Origin of the sequence: Streptomyces sp. Z423-1, assembly GCF_013009255.1 — a bacterium.
GTDB lineage: Bacteria > Actinomycetota > Actinomycetes > Streptomycetales > Streptomycetaceae > Streptomyces > Streptomyces gossypiisoli.
The window spans coordinates 289,616-312,823 of the sequence record NZ_CP053109.1; the positions used below are offsets into that span (position 1 = coordinate 289,616).

17 protein-coding genes and 3 pseudogenes are annotated in these 23,208 nt (G+C 70.7%); 11 read left to right on the forward strand and 9 right to left on the reverse strand.

Features of this window, described 5'->3' with window-relative positions; translation table 11 throughout:
* Positions 1 to 39: 39 nt before the first annotated feature.
* Positions 40 to 2,640: a PA14 domain-containing protein gene (locus HJD23_RS01330; RefSeq protein ID WP_171111727.1), complete on the reverse strand. Its 2,601-nt coding sequence runs from the start codon at positions 2,638 to 2,640 to the stop codon at positions 40 to 42.
* A gap of 191 nt (positions 2,641 to 2,831) precedes the next feature.
* On the opposite strand from HJD23_RS01330, the gene HJD23_RS01335 reads away from it, so the two are divergent.
* The 3 genes from HJD23_RS01335 (at position 2,832) to HJD23_RS01345 (ending at position 6,106) form a co-directional block, all read left to right on the forward strand.
* Positions 2,832 to 3,881 (forward strand): LacI family DNA-binding transcriptional regulator, encoded by a 1,050-nt coding sequence (locus HJD23_RS01335; protein ID WP_171110277.1) that lies wholly within the window; start codon positions 2,832 to 2,834, stop codon positions 3,879 to 3,881.
* A 311-nt stretch (positions 3,882 to 4,192) separates the two neighbouring features.
* A complete protein-coding gene (locus HJD23_RS01340) occupies positions 4,193 to 5,368 on the forward strand; it encodes a Cmx/CmrA family chloramphenicol efflux MFS transporter (protein WP_171110278.1) in 1,176 nt (391 codons plus the stop codon).
* Positions 5,369 to 5,497: 129 nt separating this feature from the next.
* A complete protein-coding gene (locus HJD23_RS01345; protein ID WP_171133971.1) occupies positions 5,498 to 6,106 on the forward strand; it encodes a hypothetical protein in 609 nt (202 codons plus the stop codon).
* A 235-nt stretch (positions 6,107 to 6,341) separates the two neighbouring features.
* Here the strand turns inward: HJD23_RS01345 and HJD23_RS43285 are convergent.
* The 3 genes and pseudogenes from HJD23_RS43285 to HJD23_RS01355 all read right to left on the reverse strand — a co-directional run bounded on the left by HJD23_RS43285 (position 6,342) and on the right by HJD23_RS01355 (position 9,921).
* A pseudogene (locus tag HJD23_RS43285) lies at positions 6,342 to 7,972 on the reverse strand (IS200/IS605 family accessory protein TnpB-related protein).
* Between the two features lie 180 nt (positions 7,973 to 8,152).
* Positions 8,153 to 8,851, reverse strand: a pseudogene (locus HJD23_RS01350) (NAD(P)H-binding protein).
* Between the two features lie 107 nt (positions 8,852 to 8,958).
* Entirely contained in the window at positions 8,959 to 9,921 is a 963-nt protein-coding gene (locus tag HJD23_RS01355) for an EamA family transporter (RefSeq protein ID WP_171110280.1), read from the reverse strand.
* A gap of 78 nt (positions 9,922 to 9,999) precedes the next feature.
* On the opposite strand from HJD23_RS01355, the gene HJD23_RS01360 reads away from it, so the two are divergent.
* Positions 10,000 to 10,914 (forward strand): LysR family transcriptional regulator, encoded by a 915-nt coding sequence (locus tag HJD23_RS01360; RefSeq protein WP_171111729.1) that lies wholly within the window; start codon positions 10,000 to 10,002, stop codon positions 10,912 to 10,914.
* Positions 10,915 to 10,928: 14 nt separating this feature from the next.
* Here HJD23_RS01360 and HJD23_RS01365 read toward each other — a convergent pair whose 3' ends face one another.
* Both HJD23_RS01365 and HJD23_RS01370 read right to left on the reverse strand, forming a co-directional pair.
* On the reverse strand, positions 10,929 to 11,882 hold the full coding sequence (locus tag HJD23_RS01365) for an IS481 family transposase (protein WP_171133972.1): 954 nt from the start codon (positions 11,880 to 11,882) through the stop codon (positions 10,929 to 10,931).
* Between the two features lie 517 nt (positions 11,883 to 12,399).
* Entirely contained in the window at positions 12,400 to 13,725 is a 1,326-nt protein-coding gene (locus HJD23_RS01370) for a Gfo/Idh/MocA family oxidoreductase (protein WP_232108131.1), read from the reverse strand.
* A 114-nt stretch (positions 13,726 to 13,839) separates the two neighbouring features.
* Between HJD23_RS01370 and HJD23_RS01375 the strand changes: the two genes are divergently transcribed.
* Genes HJD23_RS01375 through HJD23_RS44635 form a run of 5 tightly spaced genes read left to right on the forward strand, consistent with a single transcriptional unit; the run spans position 13,840 to position 18,203 of the window.
* Positions 13,840 to 15,126, forward strand: a complete 1,287-nt coding sequence (locus HJD23_RS01375) for an extracellular solute-binding protein (RefSeq protein WP_171107870.1) — start codon at positions 13,840 to 13,842, stop codon at positions 15,124 to 15,126.
* A complete protein-coding gene (locus tag HJD23_RS01380; protein ID WP_171107872.1) occupies positions 15,123 to 16,061 on the forward strand; it encodes a sugar ABC transporter permease in 939 nt (312 codons plus the stop codon). Before HJD23_RS01375 ends, HJD23_RS01380 begins: the two co-directional genes overlap by 4 nt.
* Positions 16,058 to 16,921 carry a carbohydrate ABC transporter permease gene (locus tag HJD23_RS01385; RefSeq protein WP_171107874.1) on the forward strand — a complete coding sequence of 288 codons (864 nt, stop codon included), beginning with the start codon at positions 16,058 to 16,060 and terminating at the stop codon, positions 16,919 to 16,921. The genes HJD23_RS01380 and HJD23_RS01385 overlap by 4 nt, the downstream gene beginning before the upstream one ends.
* Entirely contained in the window at positions 16,918 to 17,508 is a 591-nt protein-coding gene (locus tag HJD23_RS01390) for a hypothetical protein (protein ID WP_171107876.1), read from the forward strand. Before HJD23_RS01385 ends, HJD23_RS01390 begins: the two co-directional genes overlap by 4 nt.
* Entirely contained in the window at positions 17,505 to 18,203 is a 699-nt protein-coding gene (locus HJD23_RS44635; protein WP_206325992.1) for a hypothetical protein, read from the forward strand. Before HJD23_RS01390 ends, HJD23_RS44635 begins: the two co-directional genes overlap by 4 nt.
* Before the next feature lie 349 nt (positions 18,204 to 18,552).
* On the opposite strand, the gene HJD23_RS44640 is transcribed toward HJD23_RS44635, so the two are convergent.
* Positions 18,553 to 18,681 (reverse strand): hypothetical protein, encoded by a 129-nt coding sequence (locus HJD23_RS44640; RefSeq protein ID WP_277347766.1) that lies wholly within the window; start codon positions 18,679 to 18,681, stop codon positions 18,553 to 18,555.
* 83 nt (positions 18,682 to 18,764) lie between these two features.
* On the opposite strand from HJD23_RS44640, the gene HJD23_RS42945 reads away from it, so the two are divergent.
* Positions 18,765 to 19,229 carry a hypothetical protein gene (locus HJD23_RS42945; RefSeq protein ID WP_206325993.1) on the forward strand — a complete coding sequence of 155 codons (465 nt, stop codon included), beginning with the start codon at positions 18,765 to 18,767 and terminating at the stop codon, positions 19,227 to 19,229.
* 13 nt (positions 19,230 to 19,242) lie between these two features.
* Here the strand turns inward: HJD23_RS42945 and HJD23_RS01400 are convergent.
* Together HJD23_RS01400 and HJD23_RS01405 are read right to left on the reverse strand one after the other, a co-directional pair.
* Positions 19,243 to 20,326: pseudogene (locus HJD23_RS01400) on the reverse strand (RNA-guided endonuclease TnpB family protein).
* A gap of 237 nt (positions 20,327 to 20,563) precedes the next feature.
* Positions 20,564 to 22,225, reverse strand: coding sequence for a hypothetical protein (locus tag HJD23_RS01405; RefSeq protein WP_171107878.1), 1,662 nt, complete (start codon positions 22,223 to 22,225; stop codon positions 20,564 to 20,566).
* A gap of 181 nt (positions 22,226 to 22,406) precedes the next feature.
* Here HJD23_RS01405 and HJD23_RS01410 point away from each other — a divergent pair, with 181 nt between their 5' ends.
* On the forward strand, positions 22,407 to 23,177 hold the full coding sequence (locus HJD23_RS01410) for a carbonic anhydrase (RefSeq protein ID WP_171107880.1): 771 nt from the start codon (positions 22,407 to 22,409) through the stop codon (positions 23,175 to 23,177).
* Positions 23,178 to 23,208: the final 31 nt, after the last annotated feature.

Sequence of the window (23,208 nt, forward strand, 5' to 3'; positions counted from 1 at the left end):
CCCTCCTGTGTTGCCGTCAGATACCTGCGTCTGCTGACGTCACACGCAACCGGCCGGTGTCGCCCGGGACGCGTCCTCGATCAGTACCCGGTGTGCCGCCGCGAGCCGCCGCACATCCGGCTTGACGACCTTGCGGTCATACGTCAGCAGGCCGTTGAGCTCACCCTCGACGTCCGAGATCTGCGTGTAGACGGCGCCGTTGCCGCCCCGGCACACCAGGGCGCGCACCTCGGCGAGTTTGTCGAGGTAGTCGTCCGTGTACGTGGCCGGGTCGACGTCGACGTACGACTGCTGCACCGACCAGGCGTGGCCGGGTACCGCGAGGCCGAGGCCGCCGTACTCGCCGCTGACCAGGGCCCGTTCGCCATCGGGGTGGGGCGGCAGGGCGGGGCTGGGATAGCCGTGCTCGTCCATGATGTCGCCGGTGCCGCCGTCGGCGCCGAGGTTGAGGCCGGACTGGTTGTTGACCAGCCGGGTCGGATCCCAGGCCTTCGCCTGGGCGGCGATGCGGCCGACGTCGTACTGGCCCCAGCCTTCGTTGAAGGTAACCCACATGACGATCGACGGGCTGCTGATGTGCTCGTCGATCATCTCCTTCATCTCGCGCTCGTACTGCGCGCGTGCCGCGGCGCTCGGGTTCACCCCGGCCGTCATCGCCGGCATGTCCTGCCAGACGAGGAGACCGAGGCGGTCGGCCCAGTAGAACCAGCGGTCGGGTTCCACCTTGATGTGCTTGCGGACCGAGTTGAAGCCCATCTTCTTGTGCATCTTCAGGTCGTACGCAAGGGCTTCGTCGGTCGGGGCCGTGTGCAGGCCGTCCGGCCAGAAGCCCTGGTCGAGGGTGGCCATCAGGAAGACGGGCTCGCCGTTGAGGAGGGTGCGGGGGACGCCGTCGATCTTCCGCACCTCGACGGAGCGCATCCCGAAGTAGCTGCCGACGCGGTCACCGCCGACGCTCACCTTCAGGTCGTACAGGAACGGATCGTCGGGTGACCACAGGCGTGGGCGCGGGATCCGGAGGGTGAGGGGTTGGCCGCCGCGGCCGCGGGCCGTGGCGACGCGGCGGTCACCGGCGTACGCCGTGGCGGTGACCGGGAGGCCGGAGCGGACGCCCTGCGGCTCGACGGTCAGAGTGCCGGAGTCCACGTTCGGGGTGAGCTTGAGGCCGTCGACGCGGTCGGCGGCAACCGGTTCCAGCCACACCGTCTGCCAGATGCCGGACGAGGGTGTGTACCAGATGCCGCTCGGGTCCAGGCGCTGCTTGCCGAGGGGCGGGTTCTCGCCGTTGGCCGAGTCCGTCGGGTCGTGGACGCCGACGATGAGTTCCTGGGTGCGGCCGGGTCGGAGGGCGTCGGTGATGTCGGCGGAGAACTTGTCGTATCCGCCCTTGTGGGAGGCGACCTTGGTGCCGTTGACGTAGACCTCGGACTGCCAGTCGACGGCACCGAAGTTCAGTTGCAGTCGTTTTCCGCCGCCGATCCGCCAGTCGGACGGGACGGTGAAGGTGCGGCGGTACCACATGCGGTCCGCGTACCGTTCGATCCCCGACAGCTGGGACTCGACGGGGTACGGGACGAGGATCCGCTCGTCGAGGTTCCGGCCGAACGGCGGCTCCTCCCCCGCGCTCGCGGCCGCGAACTGCCAGGTGCCGTTGAGGTTGCGCCAGGCGTTCCGGGTGAGCTGGGGGCGGGGGTACTCGCGGTGGGCGTTGGCCGGGGTGACGTCGTCGGCCCAGGGGGTGCGCAGCTGGTGGGTGGAGCGGTTCGGGCCGCTGCTCCAGAAGGCGTTGACAACGTTGCCGTCCCGCGCGGTCAGGCCGCCCTCGCCGTCGTAGCGGACGTCCGCGAGGCCGGGAGCGGTGCCGGTCTTGTTGCCGACGACGGGTTCGTCCAGGGTGACGAGCAGGGAGGTCGGGGCCGTTGGGTCCACCCGGGCCGCACCCAGGGGCCAGGTGGCGCCGCCGATCACGGCGTCGAGGTGGTCGGTGAGACCTGCGGGCGGTGCGGCGAGGTCCTGGGCGAAGTCGAGTCGGAGGGTACGGCCGTCCTTCAGGACGGTGGTGGCGATGGCGCCGTCGTAGTCGTAGGCCTCGGGGAGGCGGAAGGCCGACTGCGGGACGGCCGTCTTGGTGCCGTTCGGCGGGGTCCAGCGCAGGTGGAGGTTGGAGCCTCCGTAGTGCTCGAAGTACTCGACCTTGATGTCGTACGACCGGCCCGCCGTCAACTCGACGGGGGCGCTGGTCTGTTCGCGGTCCCAGTCGTCCACCCAGTGGTCGATGACCGGCTTGCCGTCGATCCACAGCCGGAATCCGTTGTCACCGGTGATCGAGAAGGTGGTGGGTCCGGTCTGCTCCGGCACCAGACGACCGGTCCAGCGGACGCTGACGTCGTCGGACCGGCCGGTGGCGGCCTTGAGGCGGGACTCCAGGGAGTCGAAGTCGAGTTGTGGGTCGAAACCGGTGGCTCTGAGCTCGTGGAAGTCGAAGGTGCCGGGGGCCGAGTGGGTGTAGTACTCGCCCTTGAGACCGTGGGCCTCGACGGGGTCCTCGGCCGCGGGGGCGGGGGTGGCGGCCAGTCCCGCGGTGCCCAGCACCGCCGCCAGCAGTAACGCGAGGCGGTCTCTGACTCTCAGCTGTCCGATGCGCACGAATCCTCCTTGGCTGAAGCTGATGCCGATGCTCAGGAAGGGTGGCGGCTCACTGCGTCGGTCTGTACAACGTTGCAAACACAGCAGTTGGCATGACAGCACGCCTCCCGACCGCTGTCCAGGTTCATGACAACCGCGCTCTACTTGTCGAAGTACGACAGTCGCCATCCCCGCGAGGAGACCTGATGCCGGTGAGCCTGAAGGACGTGGCGGAGCGCGCGGGCGTCTCGATCAAGACCGTGTCCAACGTCGTGAACGACCATCCGCACGTCACCCCCGCCACCCGGGCCCGGGTCCAGCAGGCCATCGACGCACTCGGCTACCGGCCCAACCCCACCGCACGCCATCTGCGCAGGGGACGTACGGGCATCATCGCGCTGGCCGTGCCCGAGCTGGCCAACCCCTACTTCGCCGAACTCGCCGAGGCCGTGATCGACGCGGCGGACGAGCACGAGTACACCGTCCTGCTGGACCGGACCGGCGGCCGGCGCGAGCAGGAAGTGCTGGCCAGTCAGGGGTTCCGGACCCGGGTGATCGACGGAATCATCCTCAGCCCGCTCGAACTTCAGGACGCCGACCTGGCGGGGCGCTCCGCCGAGGTGCCGCTGGTGCTGCTCGGCGAGCGGGAGTACGACGCCCCCTACGACCACATCGCGATCGACAACGTGGCCGCGGCGCGCGCGGCGGTACGGCATCTGCTCGACCTCGGCCGCACCCGCATCGCGTATGTCGGCGCCGGGACGGACTCGGCGAACCGTCCGGCCGAGCTGCGACTCGCGGGCTGGCGCGAGGAGTTGACGACCGCCGGGGTCCCTGCGCCGGAGAGCCTGGTGGTGCGCGGCAAGGGGTGGGGGCGGGAGGGCGGGGCGCGGGCGATGGCCCGGCTGCTGGACTCGGGGGTGCGGCCCGACGCCGTGTTCGCGTTCAACGACCTGATCGCCATCGGGGTGCTGCGGGCGCTGCACGAGCGGGGATTGCGGGTGCCGGAGGATGTCGCCGTGGTGGGGTTCGACGACATCGCCGAGGGTCGGTTCGGGGCGGTGTCGCTGACCACTGTGTCGCCGGACAAGGAGGCTGTCGCGCGGTTGGCGGTGGCGTCGGTGCTGGGGGCGTTGGCGGGGGGTGGGGAGTCGGGGGGCTCCGGCGAGTCGAAGGGTTCCGGCAGGCGGGATCTGACTCCTGGGTTCCGGTTGGTGGAGCGGGAGAGCACGGTGGGGCGGGGTGAGGCGAGGTGAGGCGGGGCGGCCCGGGATCCGGGATCAATTCGGTGGCGGGGCGGGAGGTTCGTGATTAGGGTCGGGGGCCATGTCCAGCCCTGAGGCATCCAGACGCTAGCCACCGGTTCTCCGGTGGCACTCTGCCGTACCGCGTGACGCGCCGCCGTTCCTTCAGGCCGCGCCGCCGTCCGTCGTACCTGCCGCCGGAGCACCGCGTTCGGGCTGTCCTCTTCCGGACGACGGACGACGCATGTCCTGCCGCGTGCATCCGCACGGGCGTGGTTCCGCGTGCCGTCCTCCGGTTCGTTCCTGTGCGCCGGAGTGCTGCTGTGCCTCTCACTGTCTACATGCTCGGTCTTGCCGTCTTCGCCCAGGGCACGTCCGAGTTCATGCTGTCCGGTCTGCTGCCGGGCATCGCGCGTGATCTTCAGGTGTCCATCCCCACCGCCGGGGTGCTGACCTCGACTTTCGCCGTCGGCATGATCGTCGGTGCGCCGCTGATGGCCGCGCTGAGTCTTCGCCGGCCCAGGCGGCGGGCCCTGCTCGTCTTCCTGGTCGCCTTCATCGCCGTCCACGTCGTCGGCGCGGTCACCACCAGCTTCACGGTGCTGCTGGCGTCGCGCGTCGTCGGTGCGCTGGCGAACGCCGGGTTCCTCGCGGTCGGTATGGCGACCGCGACGAGCATGGTGCGTCCCGACGCCAAGGGCCGGGCCATCTCCGTGCTGCTGTCCGGGGTCACGCTGGCCTGCGTCGCCGGTGTGCCGGGCGGCGCTGTGCTGGGCCAGATGTGGTCGTGGCGGTCGGCCTTCTGGGCGGTGGCGCTGATCTGCGTGCCCGTCGTCCTCGCCGTCATGCGGTCGGTGCCCGGTCGGGCGCCGGTCGAGGAGGAGGCCGTTGGTGAGGCGCCCAGCGCCAGGCGTGAGCTGCGGGCGCTGCGCCGCGCCCGGTTGCAGGTGTTCCTGCTGCTGGCGGCCCTGGTGAACGCGGCCACGTTCTGCACGTTCACCTATCTCGCTCCGGTGGTGACGCGCGTCGGCGGCTTCGCCGCGGGCTGGGTGCCGGTGGTGCTCGCGCTGTTCGGGCTCGGCGCGTTCGCAGGCGTGAGCCTGGGCGGGCGGATGGCGGACGACAGGCCGATGCGGCTGCTGCTGCCGGGTGGGGTCGCGCTGGTTGCCGGCTGGGCGCTGTTCGCCGTCACGGCGGGCAACACCATGACCGCGCTGACGCTGGTCGTGGTGCAGGGCGCGTTGTCGTTCGCCGTCGGATCGACACTGATCACGCAGTCGGTGTACGCGGCACCGGAGGCTCCGACGCTCGGCGGGTCGTTCGCGACTGCGGCGCTGAACGCCGGTGCGGCGCTCGGTCCGGTCGCGGGCGGGGCCGCCATCGAGGCAGGCTGGGGCTATCGCTCGCCGCTGTGGGTCAGTGCGGGGCTCGTGGGCGGGGCTTTGGTGGCCGGGGGCATCGCACGGGTCGCTGACCGGACACACCATAGAAATCGGTGATCATGGCCTCTGTTACGCCTTGATGACATATGGGACCGAGTTGTGACAACAGCGCAGAGCAACGAAAGCCCATCGAAGCGGGTCGTATAAAACGTAACGTCGCGAAAACGCACGACACTTGGGGGAAACATGAACGTCCGTGCCCGACTTGGCATCGCCGCCCTGACGGCCGGCGCCGCTGTCGCCCTGACCGCCGTCCCGGCGGCCGCCGGCCCGGCCGCCTCCGGCACACCCCGGTTCCTGGCGCCGGGCCAGCTGCCGCCGCACCCGACGTCGCCCTGGTACGCCGGGCCCGTCACGGCCGGGCAGCCGGATCCGCTGCCGATCTGCGTGGGCGAGGCGCTGCCGTCGATCGCCACGCACCGCGCGTACTGGACGGAGTTCGACACCAACGCCCTGCAGGTCACGGTGGTGGAGCGGAACGAGCGGCGAGCCAAGGAGTTCGCCGCGCTGCTGCGCAAGGATCTCGCCGACTGCGCCGAGAACCTGATGGAGCAGTACCCCGACGTGACGGCGGCCGAGAAGTACTACGGCCGGCTGAACGTCGAGGAGGGCGCCCACGTCTACGGCATCCACACGGTGCAGGAATGGGGTGCCTCCGACATCGCCCAGTTCTCGGTCGGCCGGGACGGCAGGACCGTGACGGTCGTCAAGTGGGCGCAGATGGGCACCTTCGAGCACGCCCAAGTCGCCGACTTCAAGGCCACGACCGTGAAGGCCGTCAACAAGCTCTACTGACGGTGCCGTTGGCCATCCTGTGCCTGAGTGTCTGCTCGCTTCCTCCTCAGCCCTCTCGGTCCGACGCACAGCATCACGAGGAAGAAGATGGACCCGAGCAGGCCGACGGCGTTCCAGAACGCCGGGTAGGACAGCGTGCCGGCCTGCTGCATGGCCGACAAGCACAACACGAGTCCGATCGCTGACTGCCAACGCTTCATGGGGACACGCTGGCATCGTCCGGTGGGGACCGTTCCTAGAGACTGAGCGGGAGTGAGTCCTGTTGCCAGGACCCGTGCTCAGCCGAATGCCCCGAACGGTGTTGGGCGTTCTGGTCCACCGCGTTCTCCGCCGCGTCCGGCGCGCACGGATCGTGTCCATGGTCCGGGGATGCGGGGGCGGTTTCCCTCCCGCCCTGGGATGCCCGGTCGGGCCTGGACGGTCCGATGCCCCACACGATCGCTCCGGTCGTGTGGGGGCGGTGCCGTCCGTCGCCGGATCGGGTGCCCCAGGGCGCGTCTGCCGATCGCCACGGCGGCTGCGTCGTGGCGAGTGGTCTTCCTGGTCTTGCTGGTGAGGGGCTTCTGCCAGTGCTGGGCGCCCCACTTGGAGGTGTAGGCCGGGTCGACGGCGACGATGGTGATGCCGAGTTCGGCTGCCATGGACACGAGCCGGGGCCCGTAGCCTGGAGGTGGGCATGCCGGAGATGAGGTTGCGGAAGCGTTTGCGGCGGCCGTGCTTCTCCCGGGTCTTCTCCGTTTGGAAGTCGAGGTTCTCGACCGCGACCGCGAGGCCGTGGCGTTTGGCCCAGTGCAGCAGGCGGATCAGGGCGTGGCGGACTTGCGCGTCGCGGTGTTTGGCGGTGCCGGTGAGGTCGTATCCGAACCGGAGCGGCTCGCCGACGGGGTTGCCGTGTTCGTCGATACGCCAGACTGCCATGTGGTCGGCGTTGGTGTCCACCCCGATCAGGCCCCTCGCACGGGCCGTGGCCAACGGCACGGCCTGGACCGGCGGGATCGTCCACGACGCGGTCAGGTACCAGCGGGCCCGGCCTACGTCTTCGTGGATACGGTAGGCGACGGCCCGGTTGGCGGTGATCCGGTCGCGCCACTGCTCGCCCCGGTGCGCAAAGCTCACGCGGGCGGTGAGGATGTACCGGCCGTGCGGCGCGTTCGCCAGGTGCGCCAGCGGCGCCGGGAGCTTGAGGGAGATTTCGCCGTCGTCGGTGACGCGGATGGTCTCGTTGCCGTACCGCTTCCCGGATTCGCCATCGGCCTGCAGAAACCGCCGCCCGGCCTCCCACCGGGCACGCCACTCGGCCTCGGTGAGCTGGGCGGCCTTCAGATGGTGGCGGCTGCTCAGCAGCCGCTTTCCGCCGCGCACCACGTGCACGACACCTGCCTCACGCTCTGCCCGGGCTGTCTGGAGCCGGTCTTCGAGCAGGTGCAGGCGGCGGGACTTGGCGAACCACTCCTGCCGGGTGTGGCAGCCGCCCGGCGCCTGCCTGGTGCCTTTCTCGCCAACGGGCCGGGACAGCCGGTGCGTGATCGTCGCGATCCCGGCTTGAAGGCTCTGGATGTGCGCAAGCTGGCCCCGCCGCGCGAGCGCCCACTGGTCGTGAGTGGTCTTCGTGATGCTGCCGGCCCAGCGCGAGGAGGACTCCTCGGTCAGGACACGCTTACGCTGCGCCCACTGCTCACTGTCGTGCCCCAGCCCGGCCGCGCACCGCGCCTTCAGGTCACGGGAAGCGAGTGTGCCGAGCAGGTCGCCGACCAGGCGAAGAACTTTCTCGTCCCCCGCGGTCAGGTGCTTGATGCGGGTACGGATCGCCACCCCCGAGGGGCCGGGCACCACGAACGGCGCCGCCACCTCGCGCAGTCCACCCATCCCATTCACCCCCGGTCCCGCATCGAGAAGCCCGCCACCACACCCAACGACCACCACCGGCCAAGGTCACGCATTCGATGCAAGAACTCTCGTTCCCCACCGCGGGAGTGTGCCGGTCGCAGCCCGGACGCTCACTCATACGTGCCAGAACGCGCTCAAGTCCCGTCGATCGCTACCTGTTCACCACCCCTCCCGACCGGACGAGTGGACGACCGTGAAGTGCCGCTCGCGGCCGGGGCTCTCCAGTTCGTCGACCACGGCGACAGCCAGGTCCTCGGCGCTGATCCACGACCGGCCGTCGGGGGCGGTGAGCAGGCTGTCGGTGCCGCGCCGGTAGCGGCCGGTGCGTGCACCGGGTTCGAGCAGGGCCGGTGGGCTCAGGTACACCCAGTCCGCGCCTGTGTGGGCCCGGCAGGCCCGCAGCTGGGCGACCCCGGCCAAGGCGACGGGCCGCTACTAGGCGGGCACGTACGTGGGGTTGTCGGCGACGAGCAGATCCCGGTCGCCGGGGCTGCGCAGGGCACCGGCGCCGCCGACGACGAGGACGCGTATCCCGTGCCGGGCGGCGATGTCGAGCACGGTACGGGTCGCGCCGACCAGGAACTCCTGGTCGGCGGGAAAGGTCCGGACGGTCACCACGACGGCGTCCGGGACCGCACCGTGGGCCGCGGAGCCTGCCAGCGCCTCGCGCAGGGCGTGCGGGTCGTTCGCGTCGACCGCGACGGGCGTTACGTTCGGGTCGTCGCTCGCGGGCTTCCTGGACAGGGCGAGCACCCGGTGTCCGCGCGCCCCGGCCTCGTCGATCACCCGGCTGCCCACCATGCCGGTGGCGCCGAGCACGGCGATTGTCCTGCGGGTCGTCGTCGAATCGGTGTCCATGAAACTTGTCCTCATCAAACCCGTCCTCATCGAAATCAAACCCGTCCTCATCGAACCTGTCGTCACCGAACCTCTCGTCATCGAACCTCTCGTCATCGAACCTCTCGTCATCGCATCCGCTCCTGTCGGATGTGGTCTCCCACGGGCCCACGGCGCGCGATACGGCCGCGCCGGATCGGGGAGTTGAACTGCGCGGCGAGCAACGCGGCCAGCGCCAGGACGAACCCGAAGGACTGCGGCAGGCTCAGCGACTCGCCGAGCCCGATGCCGACGACCGTCGCGACCAACGGGGACAGCAGGACCAACGGTGCGGACGCGCCGACCGGCAGCCGGCCGATCCCGCGGAACCACAGCGTGTACGCGATCAGCCCGCCCATGCTGCCGAGCCACAGGTAGCCGCCGGCCGCCGCGGCGTCGATCCGCTGCGGCACCCCTTCGATCGCGAGGGCGAGCGGGAGCAACAGCACGCCACCCGCCGTCAGTTGCCAGCCCGCCAGGGTCAGGGCACCCACCCCCGCGGGGCGCCCCCAGCGCTTGGTGAGGACGACCCCGCCTGCCATCGCGGCCGTACCGCCCAGGCCCGCGAGGACCCCGACGGCGTCCAGCCGCGCCTGCGGTCCGAGCACGACGAGTCCGACGCCGAGCACACCGAGCACAGCCCAGGTCCACCGCCAGGCCGTCGGCCGGTCGTGGAGCACCGCGATGGCCAGCCCGGCGACCAGCAGCGGCTGGGTGGCGCTGAGGGTGGCGGCGACCCCGCCGGGGAGCCGTTCGGCCGCCAGGAACAGCAGGGGGAACAGCGCGCCGATGTTGAGCACGCCGAGGACCGCGGCCTTCCACCACCAGTCCCCGCGCGGGAGCACCCGGGTGAGCGCCAGCCCGACCAGTCCGGCGGGCAGGGCGCGCATCAGCCCGGCGAACAGCGGATGCCCGGGCGGGAGCAGTTCCGTGGTCACGGCGTACGTGGAGCCCCAGGCCGCCGGGGCGAGGGCGGTCAGTGCGACGGTCGCCACCTGCTGCGCGGACGCGGTCCGCGGCGGGGCCGGTGGCCGCTCGGTCAGAGTCTCCATGCGAGGAAGTCTCGGCTTCCCGCGCCATGAGTCCAAAGCATGTTTGTCATGGCAGCCATGAACGATGACGATGGATGGGTGGATCTGCAGCAGATGCGCTACGTCGTCGCCCTGGCCGAAACCCGCAACTTCACCCGCGCCGCCGAGCGCTGCTCGGTCGTGCAGTCCTCGCTGAGCCACCGGATCGCCGGTCTGGAACGCGAACTGGGGGTGCGGCTCTTCGCCCGGTCCAGCCGTCGCGTCGAACTGACCAGTGCCGGATCGGCGTTCGTCGCCGGGGCCCGCGAGTGCCTGGCCGCCGCCGACCGCGCGGCCGCCGACGCCGCCGCGGCGACCGGCGTGGTACGCGGACGGCTCGCCGTCGGTGTGATCGTGACCGCGGCCGCCGTCGACGTGCCCGAGCTGCTCCAGCGGTACCGGGCCCAGCACCCGCAGGTGAGCGTCGCCCTGCGTTCCGGACGCAGCGACGATCTGGTGACGGCGATCCGCGAGGGTGACCTTGACATCGCGTTCCTCGGCCTGCCGGAGGGCGAACTGCCGTCCGGGGTGGAGAGCGTCGTCCTCGATCACGACCGGCATGTGCTGGTGGTGCCGGCCGGTCACCGGCTCGCGGGCGCGCCCCGGGTGACGCTGGAGGAGATAGCCGGGGAGACCTTCGTGGATTTCGCGGCCGGGACACCCGCGCGGGCCCAGTCCGACCAGGCGTTCACCGCCGCAGGTCTGGTCCGCGACGTCGCGTACGAGGCCGCCGTCGTGGAGCTGATGACCCGGCTGATCGCGCGGGGGCTGGGCATCGCGCTGATGCCGTCGGCGTACATCCGCCCGCTGGCCGCCGACGATCCGGAACTGGCGCTGGTCCCGGTGGTCGACGGCCCGCGCCGGGTCGAGTATCTGGCGTGGAGCCGTTTCAACCCCAGCCCGGCGACCCGGGCCATGCTCGGCGTCCTCGGCGTCGGATCACCGGCACAGCGCGGGCGCCCGGGGACCGGATGATCCGATGCCCCTGCCTAGGTGTATTGCCCTGAGAGGTTGGGGACGCGGCTGGAGGGTGGCTGGCCTTTCAGCGCGGTGTGTCCGCGGTGGTGATTGTAGGTGTGCAGCCACTCGTCGAACGCCTGGCGTCGTTCGGCCTCGGACCTGTAGGGGCGGGCGTAGGCCCACTCGTCCAGCAGGGTGCGGTTGAAGCGTTCGACCTTGCCGTTCGTCTGTGGCCGGTAGGGCCGGGTTCGTTTGTGGGTGATCCCGGCCGCTGCCAGCAGGTCGCGCCAGTTGCGGGAGCGGTAGCAGGAGCCGTTGTCGGTCAGTACCCGTTCCACGGTGATGCCGGCCTGGATGAAGAAGGCGTGGGCGCGGGTCCAGAAGGCGGTGGCGGTCTCCTTCTTCTCGTCGGCGTGGATCTCGCTGTAGGCCAGGCGGGAGTGGTCGTCGACGGCGGTGTGCAGGTAGCTGTAGCCGGCGTTCGTGCGGTTCTTGCGGCCTGCGGCCCGGCCGAGGACTCTGTGGCCGCCGCCGTCGGGGATGTTGCCGAGCTTCTTGATGTCGACATGGACCAGTTCGCCGGGCCGGTCGCGTTCGTAGCGGCGTATGACACGGCCGGTGGCCCGGTCCAGGTGGGCAAGGCGGGCCAGGCCGTAGCGGGCCAGGACGCGGTGCACCGTCGAGGGCACCAGGTGCAGCAGGTGCGCGATGCGGGCCGGTCCCCACCGGCGCAGGATGCGGACCTTGATGATCCGGCGCTCGGTGCGGGTCGGGGTGCGGCGCGGGCTGGTGCGCGGACGGCTGGAGCGGTCGGCCATGCCGGCCTCGCCGAGCCGACGGTAACGGTCGACCCACCGCTGGGCCGTGGTCGGCGAGACCTGGAAGCGTTCTGCGGCCCGTCGCAGGCTCCAGTTGTCGTCTACGACGCAGCGGGCCAGGCGCAGGCGGCCGGTCTCGGTCAGGGGTGCATTACGGTGGGGCACGAGGGCCTTTCTGTTGCTGGTGCAGATGTCGCAATCCACACCAGGCCAGAAGGCCCTCACCCATTTCAAGATCACACGGCAGTGATCGCTGTCACCAACCTCCGTGGGCAGAACACCTAGGGCGTGTTTCGAAAGTAGCGTCGTCCGCCCGGAGGGCGAGGCCCGCGGCGTCTGGTGCGGTGCATCGCAAGGCGGAGGGTCGCCCGCGTACTGGGCGTACGCGGGCGACCCCGACAACGCAGCGAGGCGCCGTGCCAGGCGTCGCGGGCCAGACGGGACTTTCGAAACACGCCCTAGTAGGGCTCGGTCAGGTTGGTATGAGGTCTTGCGTGTTGCGGTGACAGGTGGGGCAGGGGCAGGCGCCGGTCCAGACCGCGAGGAGTAACTGCAGTTCGCGGGCGACCTGGTAGAGGCTCAGGCCGACGCCGCACACCCCGCCCCCCACCCCACCGCACCGCCCCCACTGCACCGCACCGCCCCACCCCGCCCCGCACCCGACCGCCCCGCCACTCCCGCGTCAGACCTCCAACACCTCCCCCACCACCACCACCCGCCCCGACCCCAACGACTCGTTGGCCGCCAGCCCCGTCACCAACGACCGCGCCCCCGCCGTCGCGTCGGCCGCCCGGCCCAGCGGGTCGGCAGCGTCCGGCCCGAACAGGTCGCGCAGCATCCGGACATCCCCTCCCCCGTGCCCGCCCTCCACCGTGGGCACCTTGATCTCCCGGGGCCGTTCCCAGAACCGCCGCAGCAGCAGCTCCGTTCGCCCGGCGTCCTCGTCGGTCTCGGCGCCGTGCAGGGCGGTCTGGGTGCCGGGGCGGGACCAGGTCGTCTCCTCGACGAGGAGTTCGAGGCGGCCCTCGCTGCCGTTGAAGGCGATCCGGTAGCCCTCCCAGGGCGCGTAGGCGGTGAGGTGGTACGTCAGGGTGGCGCCGGAGTCGTAGCGGACGAGGACCGCCATGTCGTCCTCGATGGTCACGCCCGGCGCGAAGACGTTCTGGTCGCGGTGGTAGCCGTCCTCCGACTCGGCGTCCAGATAGAGGGACTTGAGCAGCGGCTCGTCGGCGAGGCGCAGGGCGAAGGGGTCGCCCTCGGCCGCCGGGGAGCCGTGGGCGCGGGTGTAGTCGCGGGCGAGGCCGCGGCGCCGGCCGACTTCGTCGCCGTAGAAGAAGAGCCCGCCCTGGGCGAAGACCGTGTCGGGGCTTGCGTCGAGCCACCAGTTGACGAGGTCGAAGTGGTGAGTGGACTTGTGGACGAGGAGGCCGCCGGAGTTGGCCTTGTCGCGATGCCAGCGGCGGAAGTAGTCGGCGCCGTGCCGCAGATCGAGGAGCCACTCGAAGTGCACGGAGCCGACCTCGCCTATCTCGCCGCGCGCGAGGAGTTCCCGTACGGCCGAATGCACGGGGTTGTAGCGGTAGTTGAAGGCCACCCGCACCGAGCGGCCGGTGCGCCGCCGGGCGTCCAGGATGCGGCGGGCGCGGTCGGCGTCCGTCGTCATCGGCTTCTCGGTCACGACGTCGCAGCCCGCCTCCAGGGCGCGCACGATGTACTCGTCGTGCGTGCGGTCCACCGTGCACACCACCACGAGGTCGACCCGCTCGCGGCGCAGCATCTCGTCGAAGTCCTCGGCCCGGTACGCCGGGACCGGCCCGGCGGGCGCGATCCATTCGTTGTGCACGGCCATGCGGTGCGCGTTGACGTCGCAGAACGCCACGAGTTCGGCCCGGTCGGCGTGCGTGCCGGTGAGGGCCTGGGTGTAGAGGCGAGCGCGGGCGCCGAGGCCCACCACGGCACAGCGGCGTCGGGGCGCGGGGTCCACGGTCATCGCTGGGTCCAAGGTCATGCGGAGCCTTTCGTTCCGATGATGGCGTGTACAGGTCTTGTCGTGACATCCGGACGTCCCTAGGGTCCCAGAAGGGCGCAAGCGCTTTCTAGAGTCGGGAGAGGGGTGACCCGCATGCCCGGAAGCAGGACGAGGAGGTCCTGTGTCACGGCGGTCGTGCTCGCACTGTGCACGGTGCTGTCCGGCTGCTCGGGTGGGACCGAGTCGGGCGGCAGCGGCGGCAAGGTCGTGCTGCGCTACACCTGGTGGGGCAATCCGGACCGGGCGGCCAGGACCAAGGAGGCGATCGGGCTCTTCGAGAAGAAGTACCCCGGCATCGAGGTGCAGTCGTCGTTCTCCGGCTACGACACCTACAAGCAGAAGCTGGCCACCCAGGCCGCCGGCGGCGACGCCCCCGATGTGATGCAGCTCGACTACCGCATGATCGACCAGTACGCGTCCGGCGGTGTGCTCTACGACCTCGGTCGGCAGAAGTCCGTGCTGCGGACCGCTGAGATCGACGCGGGCCTGCTGGCCACCGGCGCGCTGGACGGCAGGCAGTACGCCGTGCCGCAGGGGCGTGGCACCGAGACGGTGGTGTACGACGCCGAGCAGTGGAAGGCCACCGGCGTTCCGCTGCCGAGCGGAGCGTGGACGTGGAGCGAGTGGGCCGACGCCATGCGCGCCCTCGCCGAGAAGACCGGCGCGCCGGCGGCCACCGACCCCGGTCAGAGCGAGGACGCCTTCGAGGTGTGGCTGCGCGGTCAGGGCAAGGACCTCTACACCAAGGACGGCGGACTCGGTTTCACCGCCGACGACCTGACGCGCTGGTGGACCTTCACCGACCGGCTCCGCCGGGACGGTGTGGTCTCCCCCGCCGAGCAGACCACCCAGCTCGACGGCACCGTGGAGAACACCCCGCTGGGCCGTGGCAAGGCCATCGTGGACATCAACTGGGACGCGCCCGCAAGCGGTTTCGTCTCCCTGGTCGGCCAGGGCGTGACGCTCGCGCCGATGCCGTCCGGTGAGGACGGCACGCCCGGCCAGTACTTCAAGCCGTCGATGTTCATGGGCATCGCCGCCAACACCGGGCATCCCGAGGAGGCCGCCCGGCTGATCGACTTCATGCTCAACGACCCGGGCGCCGCACGCGTCCTCGGCGCGACACGCAGCATGCCGGTCAACGAGACCCTGCGCGAGGAGATCGCCCCCGATCTCAAGGACTTCGACAAGGTCATCAACGACTACCACGCCACCGTCGAGGGCAAGCTCAACGATCCGCCGCAGGCGCCGCCCTCCGGGGACAGCGCCCTGCAGACGACCTTCCAGCGGGACTACGACCAGGTGTCGTACGAGCGGATGTCGCCCCGCGAGGCGGCCGAGAACTACATCACCGAGGCGAAGGCGGAGCTGCGGTCATGACCACCACGGAAGTGCCGACGGCCGCACCCGCGAAGCGCGTTGCCCTGCCGGGCAGGCCCGCGCGCCGCCGCCGCGAGGGTGCCGCCTGGGTGTTCCTGTCACCCTGGGTGCTCGGCGCGTGCGTGCTGACGCTGCTGCCGATGGCCGTCTCGCTGTATCTGTCGTTCACCGACTACGACCTGTTCAACCCGCCGAGCTGGGTGGGCCTGCGCAACTACACGCAGATGTTCACCGAGGACCCCCGCTACTGGCGTTCGGTGGTCGCGACGCTGACGTATGTCGTCATCGCCGTACCGCTGCAACTCGCGCTAGCCCTGGCCGTGGCGCTCGCGCTGAAGTCGATGCGCCGCGGCCGGGCCTTCTACCGCTCGGCCTTCTACGCGCCCTCACTGCTCGGCGCCTCGATGTCGATCGCCCTGGTCTGGCGGGCGATCTTCAACGACGGCGGCACCGTGGACAACCTGTTCGGCACCGGCGGCTGGGTCAACAAGCCGGGCTGGGCGCTGTTCGCGGTCGCGCTGCTGACGGTGTGGCAGTTCGGCGCGCCGATGGTCATCTTCCTCGCCGGACTGCTGCAGATTCCGGGCGAGTTGTACGAGGCCGCCGCAGTCGACGGGGCGAGCCGCCGGCGCCAGTTCGCGCACATCACGATCCCCATGCTGTCGCCGGTGCTGTTCTTCAACCTCGTCCTGCAGACCATCCAGGCCTTCCAGGTCTTCACCCCCGCCTTCGCGGTCAGCGCGGGCAAGGGCGGCCCGGCCGACTCGACCCTCTTCTACACGCTCTATCTCTACGACCGCGGCTTCGTCGCCTCCCACATGGGCTACGCCTCCGCCATGGCCTGGGTGCTGCTGATCGTCATCGGCGCGGTCACGGCCGTGCTGTTCCGCACCTCGCGCTCCTGGGTCTTCTACGCCTCCGAGGGGGATCGATGACTACGGCAACTCCCGCCGTCCGCACGTCCTTTCCGTGGCGGCGCGTGGCGCTGCACGTGGGCTGTCTGGCCGCGCTGCTGGTGATGCTGTACCCGCTGGCCTGGCTGCTGGCGACCTCCCTCAAGCCCGCCGACGAGGTGATCGCCAGCCTCAACCTGCTGCCGAGCCGCCTGGAGTGGTCGAACTACTCCACCGCCCTGGACGGCGTCAACGACGTCTCCGTGGGCCGGCTGCTCGGCAACTCCCTTTTGATCGCGGGCGGCGCGGTCGTCGGCAACGTGCTGTCCTGCTCGCTGGCCGCGTACGCCTTCGCACGGCTGCGGTTCCCCTTCCGGGGCCCGCTGTTCGCGTTCATGATCGCCACGATCATGCTGCCGCACCACGCGGTGCTGATCCCGCAGTACATCATCTTCAACCAGCTCGGCATGGTGAACACCTACTGGCCGCTGATCCTGCCCAAGTTCCTGGCGACGGAGGCGTTCTTCGTCTTCCTGATCGTGCAGTTCATGCGTGGGCTGCCGCGGGAGCTGGAGGAGGCGGCGCGCATCGACGGCTGCGGCCCGTTCCGCAGCTTCTTCCTGGTCATCCTGCCGCTCACCCGGCCCGCGCTGATCACCACGGCGATCTTCACCTTCATCTGGACCTGGAACGACTTCTTCACCCAGCTGATCTATCTCTTCTCGCCGGAGAAGTTCACGCTGACGCTGGCGCTGCGGGCGTTCGTGGACGCCTCCAGCCAGTCGTCGTTCGGTCCGATGTTCGCGATGTCGGTGATCGCGCTGCTGCCGATCGTGCTGTTCTTCCTGGCCTTCCAGCGGTTCCTGGTGGAGGGCATGGCCAGTTCGGGGGTCAAGGGTTGAGCGTGCGGAGCACCCGGGAGCCGGGCGAGCTGTTCGGGCCCCGCGCGACGCTGTTCGCGGATGTGCTCAGCGTGGGCCTCGCCACGACCGTGGCGTGTCTGCCGCTGGTGACCGCACCGGCGGCGCTGTCCACGGCGTGCGCGGTGCTGCGCGGCGTACGCGAGGACCGGCCCGCCACGGCCGGGCGGTACTTCGGCCTGCTGCGACAGCGACTGCGGGGCGGGGATCTGGCCGCCGGTGCGGTGGTCCTGGCCGGGGTGCTGCTGCTGGTCGCGGATCTGGCGCTGGCGGCGGCCGGGCTGCCGGGGGCGCGGTTGTTCGCCGTGCTCGCGGGGGCGATCGCGGCGGGCGCGGCGGTCGTGGGGCTGCGCGCGTGCGCCCGGCCGGCCTCGCTCACCGACTGGCCCGCGGCCGTGCGCGAGGCGGCCCGGGACGCCGTACGGGATCCGGGCGGGAGCGGCCTGGTCCTGCTCGCTCTCGCGGCGGCCGTGCTGTGCGGATGGATGCTGCTGCCGCTGGCCTTTCTCGTGCCGGGGCCGCTGGCCCTGGCTCTGACCGCAGTCGACGTACGACAGGAGAGCGCGTGATCGCCCGTAGATCCTTCCTCGCCACGACCGCGACGGCCGCCGCGGCCACCGGGATCAGTGACGCGCCCGTCGCGGCCGGATCCCCTACGGACGCCGCCTTCATGTCCCTGCTGACCGAGACCGCCGACCGGCGGGCCGCCGAGCTGCTCACGACGTACGGCGAAACGGTCACCGACCTGCGCGACCGGGGCCGGGCGCGGGCCGCCGCCCGGGCGCTGCGGACGTTCACCTCGGTCTACGTCCACGAGGACTCGGCGTACCACCACTCCCGCGATCTGCTCGGGCCGCTGGGTGAGCTGGCCGACGTGCTCGCGGCGGAGCAGTACGACGACGGTCTGTACGACCAGGGTGCCGTGCACTCGCCGCCGGACACCGCCTTCTCGGTGGTCGATCTGAACCTGGCGTACGCCCTGCTGGAGCGGGACGGGCACCGGGCGACCGAGGGCGTGCGCCGGACTGTCGCGGGGGTGCTGCGGAAGGCGGGCCGGGGCTCGCGCACGGGGGTGTGCACACGGCCAACCATCGCTGGCTGGTGTGCTCGGCGCTCGCCCGGATCCACGGCCGGTGGCCCGACCCGGCGTACGCGCGGCGCATCGACGCCTGGCTGGCGGAGGGCATCGACCGGCTGCCGGGCGGCGAGTACAGCGAGCGCAGCCCCACCTACTCGGCCGTGGTCACCAACCCGGCGCTGCTGACGCTGGCCCGCCACTACGGCCGTACGGAGCTGTACGACCATGTGCGGGCCAACCTCAAGGCGACCCTCTTCGTCATCGAGCCCAACGGCGAGGTGGAGAGCGTGCATTCGCGACGCCAGGACCAGACGGCGTTGCGTTACCTGCCGGAGTTCTGGCTCCAGTACCGGGAGATGGCGATCCGGGACGGCGACGGGCGGTTCGCCGCGGTGGCCGCGCTGCTGCACGAGCGCGGTACGGAGCAGACGTTCGGTGAGACGCCGCTCGGCGACCGGCTGGCGGAGGTGCTGGACCGGCCGGAGCTGGCCCGGCCGCTGCCCGAGACGGCCCGGCTTCCCGAGGAGTTCGTGCATCACGACACCGACTGCCGGCTGGTTCGGGTGCGGCGTGGCACGGACACCGCGACGATCTTCGGCGGCACCGACTTCCCTGAAAAGCAGGCGATTTCCTCGGGGCTGTCGACCAACCCGACGTTCTTCAAGATGCGCAAGGTTCCTGGACTCGCTGCGGCTGTCGCCGCAGTTCTTCTCCCTGGGGCACTTCCGCGCCGAGGGGCTGCAGCGGGTGGACGGCGGATGGCGGCTGCACGCCGAGGTGCGGGCGGCGTTCCACCAGCCGCTGCCGCCGCAGCACCGACGGGCCGACGGCGACTATCCGCTCTCCAACGACGGACGGTTCTGGTCGGCGATGGACTTCCCGCACCGGACCAAGGAGTGGCGGACCCTGCGTACCGAGGTACTGGTGCGCCAAGTGTCCGGTGGTGCCTGGGAGTTGGACTTCGACGTGTCGCAGTCGGCGGTGCCGCTCGCGCTGGAGCTGTGCTTCCGGCGCGGCGGCTCGCTGACCGGCGACGGGCTCACGCCCGTGGCGGGGCAGGCCGACACCTACCAGCTGGTCAGCGGCGAGGCCGCGTACACCGTCGGCGACGACCGCATCGTGTTCGGGCCGGGCAACGGCGCGGGCGGCAAGCAGCCGCCGGTGGTCGACGCGGGGGAACGCTACTCGTGGTTGACTTCCTCCCCCTCGTGAACGAGGGGGATTCCTACGGCTCGCGCCGTAGGGCTTTCTGCTTCGTCGCCGACTGCCCGCCCGGAGTGCTCCGTTGAGGTCTTACACCGGCTCCACAGACTGTCACCGCCAGCCCGGCGGCCAAAAGGTTTTTGGCCGCGTTCACGTCCCGGTCGTGGGTCGTGCCGCAGCTCTCGCACGTCCAGGTGCGGACGCTGAGCGGCATGCTCTCTTGGAGGGTGCCGCAGGCGGAGCACAGCTTGGACGAGGGGAAGAAGCGGTCGACCGCGATCACTTCCCGCCCGTACCAGGCGGCCTTGTACTCCAGCAGGGAGCGGAACTCGCTCCAGCTCGCGTCCGAGATGGCTCGGGCGAGCGTGTGGTTCTTGACCATGTTGCGCACGGTCAGATCCTCGATCACGATCGTTTGGTTCTCACGAACGAGACGAGTGGTCAGCTTGTGCAGGCCGTCACGGCGGCGGTCCGCGATGCGGGCGGGGGTTGGCGATCTTCTCGCCGGTGGAGAGGGTCAGCAGGTGGTCCAGGCCGACATCCACCCCGACCGCCTTGTCCGTCGCGGGCAGCGCCTTCACGGCGGGGTCCTCGCAGAGCAGGGACACATACCAGCGTCCGGCCGCGTCCTGCGACACCGTCACCGTGGACGGCTTCGCTCCCTCGGGGAGCGGGCGCGACCATACGATGTCCAGCGGCTCTGCCATCTTCGCCAGGGTCAGCCTGCCGTCGCGGAAGCGGAAGCCGCTGGTGGTGTACTCGGCGCTCTTGCGGGACTTCTTCTTCGACTTGAAGCGCGGGTACTTGGCACGCTTGGCGAAGAAGTTGGTGAACGCCGTCTGCAAGTGCCGAAGGCACTGCTGGAGCGGTACCGACGACACCTTGGACAGGTAGGCCAGCCCCTCTGTCTTCTTCCACTCCGTCAGCATGGCCGAGGTCTCGTTGTAGTTCACCCGTTCCTGCCGCGCCCACGCTTCCGTGCGGGCGGCCAGGGCCAGGTTGTAGACCTTGCGGACGCAACCGAACGTGCGCGACAGCTCCGCTGCCTGCTCGTCCGTGGGATAGAAGCGGTACTTGAACGCCCGCTTCACATACGCCGTGGGCACGCTCACAAACTAATGGGGATACAGCTTAAGATCAATCTGCGGGTCAGAGCGCGGTCTTTCGCCCCGGGGGGCGAAACCCCGCCCCTTGCCCTGCTCCGCAGGAGTCCGATTCCTCCCCCACCTAAAGGTGGGCGTCTCCTCGGAGGCATTCGATGAACGGCTCCCTCACGCCGGACGGCATCCGTGTGCTGATCACCGGGAGGTCCCCGCTGCGGTACCGGCTCACCATCGCCTGAGTCACCGCGCGGGATGGGCGGGCTGCCCCATGCGGCAGTAGCAGGACGACTCGATCGGTACGTCCGCCAGGGCAGCGGCGATCTTCAGCTGCTGCGCCACGATCCCGGCCTCCGCCGGCTTGCCGAGCCGCATCAGGCACTCGTGGAAGCCGTGCAGGGACCAGACGTTGCCGGGGTGCTGCAACGGGCGGGGCAGTGTTCCGTCGAGTCCGAGGTCGGCCCGGTAGACCGCCTCGGCCTCGGCGACCCGGCCCTGTTCGAGGAGCAGGGCGCCGTAGGCGTGGCGGGTGGGCTGCATCCAGCCCCAGGGCTCGTCGTAAGGGAGGCTGTCGTCGAGGTCGATCGACCGTTCCAGCGCGGCGAAGGCCTCGGCGTGGTTGCCCCTGCGGTACTCCAGTTCGCCGTCGAGCATCTCCGAGGCCACGGCGAGGATGTCGGCGCAGGTGTTGTTGAACAGCGTGCGGGACTGCGGGACCCGGGCGACGGCATCGCGGAACAGCAGCCGTTCGGCCTCGGCCTCGTCGATCCGGCCGGTCGCGGAGAGGGCGACGCCGCGGGCGTAGTGGAGCATCGCGGTGGTCACGCAGTAGAGCCGCGCGTCCTCGGGGAAGGGCAGCTCCAGGATGTCCGCCCAGCGGCCGAAGCGGATCAGCACATGGACCCGCATGGCCAGGAAGCCCTCCAGCCAGTCGGCCATGGGCGGGCTCTCCACCCGCAGCAGCTCCTCCGTGATGGTCTCCTCCAGCTTGGCGGCGGTCTCCAGGGCGGTCCTGGACTGGCCGAGGAACATCGCGCCGTAGATCTTGAAGTGGTAGTTGTGCGACCGGTACAGGGTGTAGAAGTTCATCGCGCCGGACCGGGCGAGGAACTTCTCGTCGGCGGCGATCGCCTCGCTGTTGCCCGAGACCACGCGCCGGTAGTCGCCGCACAGCACGTCCAGGTGCGAGGGCATGTGCAGCAGGTGCCCCGCGTCCGGCACCAGGACGCGCAGCCGGTCGGCGACGGTCAGCGCCGCCTCGGGGGTGGCGGACATCTCCATCAGGTGGATGTACATGTGCAGCACGCCGGGGTGCCGTTCCCCGTCCTCGGTGGCGATCGCGCGTTCGAGGACGTCCTTGGCCTCCAGGGTGCGGGCGCCCTCGGCGGGCTCTCCGGTGCGGATGTCCCACAGCTGCCAGGGCATGAGGTTCATCAGGGCGTCGGCGTACAGGGTGACGATGTCGAGGTCGTCGGGGGCGAGCTCGTACACCGCGCGCATGCGGTCGGCGTAGGGCTCGTTCCACACCGAGCAGTCCTCGACGGCCTCGGACTGCGGGTAGCGGGCGCGCAGGGCCTCGATCAGGGCGCGTTCGACGGGTGTGGCGCCGGCCGACTTCTCGTGCGCGCGTTGCACGGCGGCGTGGGCGCGGTCGACGGCGCTGACCAGTTCCTGCGCGTCGAAGGCCTCCCAGGGCTTGTTGTAGTTGGGGCCGAGGGCGTAGGCGATGCCCCAGTAGGCCATGGCGCAGTCTGGGTCGGCGGCCGCGGCGGCCTCGAAGCAGGAGACGGCCTCCTCGTGGTGGAAGGCGTACGTCCAGATCAGGCCGCGGTCGAACCACAGCTGGGCTTCGGCGGACGAGGTCGTCACCGGGCGGGTGTGGGTGCCGAGGTCGTAGTAGTCCATCCGTGTCTCCTAGTGATCGCGCGGGCGTCGCGGCGCCGGCGCCTCGGCGTCGAGGAGGCCTGCAAGGCCAAGGATGCCCCTCGGTCACACCAAGCGCAGCTCAACCCCTGGCCAGGAATTCACCACGCCAGTCCATGATTCAGTAGCGTGAACCCCGCGAGCCCGTCCCGGGCATACGTTCATGGCCGTGAACCTCGATGACACCCCCCTCAGAGGCACCGGCCCCGAGCCGGCCTCGTCCGCCACGGCGGCGCCCGCCCGCCGTGGCCTTCTGCGCGCCGCTCTGACCGGCGCCGCGGCGCTCGGTGCCGGCCTCGCCCTCGACGCCTCCCCCGCGTCCGCCGTCACCGCAGCGCCGCACCACCGCCCCAGCAGCCCCGCGCAGGCCCTACGCGCGCTGGAGGCGGGCAATCGGCGCTGGCGCACCTTCCGCGAGCGGCACCCGGACGAGACACCGGCCGTCCGGCAGGCGCTGACGTCGGGTCAGCATCCGTTCGCGGTGATCCTCAGCTGCGTCGACTCCCGCGTCCCTCCGGAGCTGGTCTTCGACCAGGGGCTCGGTGACCTGCTCACGGTGCGCAGCGCCGGTGAGGTCCTGGACGAGGCGGTGCTCGGCAGCGTCGCCTACGGGGTCCTCGAACTGGCCATACCGCTGGTCCTGGTCCTCGGCCACCAGTCGTGCGGCGCCGTGGGGGCCGCCGTCGCGGCGGAGGAGTCCGGGGAGCGGCTGCCGGCCCACATCCAGTATCTGGCCGACCAGATCAGCCCGGCCATCGACCACACGAAGGAGGGCGCCGCCCGCGTCGACGCGAGCATCGACGCCAACATACGGCTCGTCCGGTCCCGCCTCGCCGACGAACCCGACCTCGCGGCCAAGGTGACGTCCGGTGAACTCGCCATCGTGGGCGCCCGGTACGAGCTGACGACCCAGCGGGTGCACCGCATCTCCTGACGTGCACGCAAGGGGGCGGGCGGCCCGGTGT

Bases quoted from the DNA above. Each gene is read 5' to 3' on its own strand.
- HJD23_RS01375 (WP_171107870.1), top strand. From the start codon at position 13,840: ATGCCCGGAAGCAGGACGAGGAGGTCCTGTGTCACGGCGGTCGTGCTC.
- HJD23_RS01345 (WP_171133971.1), top strand. From the start codon at position 5,498: ATGAACGTCCGTGCCCGACTTGGCATCGCCGCCCTGACGGCCGGCGCC.
- HJD23_RS01335 (WP_171110277.1), top strand. From the start codon at position 2,832: ATGCCGGTGAGCCTGAAGGACGTGGCGGAGCGCGCGGGCGTCTCGATC.
- HJD23_RS01370 (WP_232108131.1), bottom strand. From the start codon at position 13,725: ATGACCTTGGACCCAGCGATGACCGTGGACCCCGCGCCCCGACGCCGC.
- HJD23_RS01405 (WP_171107878.1), bottom strand. From the start codon at position 22,225: ATGGACTACTACGACCTCGGCACCCACACCCGCCCGGTGACGACCTCG.
- HJD23_RS01385 (WP_171107874.1), top strand. From the start codon at position 16,058: ATGACTACGGCAACTCCCGCCGTCCGCACGTCCTTTCCGTGGCGGCGC.
- HJD23_RS01410 (WP_171107880.1), top strand. From the start codon at position 22,407: ATGGCCGTGAACCTCGATGACACCCCCCTCAGAGGCACCGGCCCCGAG.
- HJD23_RS01355 (WP_171110280.1), bottom strand. From the start codon at position 9,921: ATGGAGACTCTGACCGAGCGGCCACCGGCCCCGCCGCGGACCGCGTCC.
- HJD23_RS01380 (WP_171107872.1), top strand. From the start codon at position 15,123: ATGACCACCACGGAAGTGCCGACGGCCGCACCCGCGAAGCGCGTTGCC.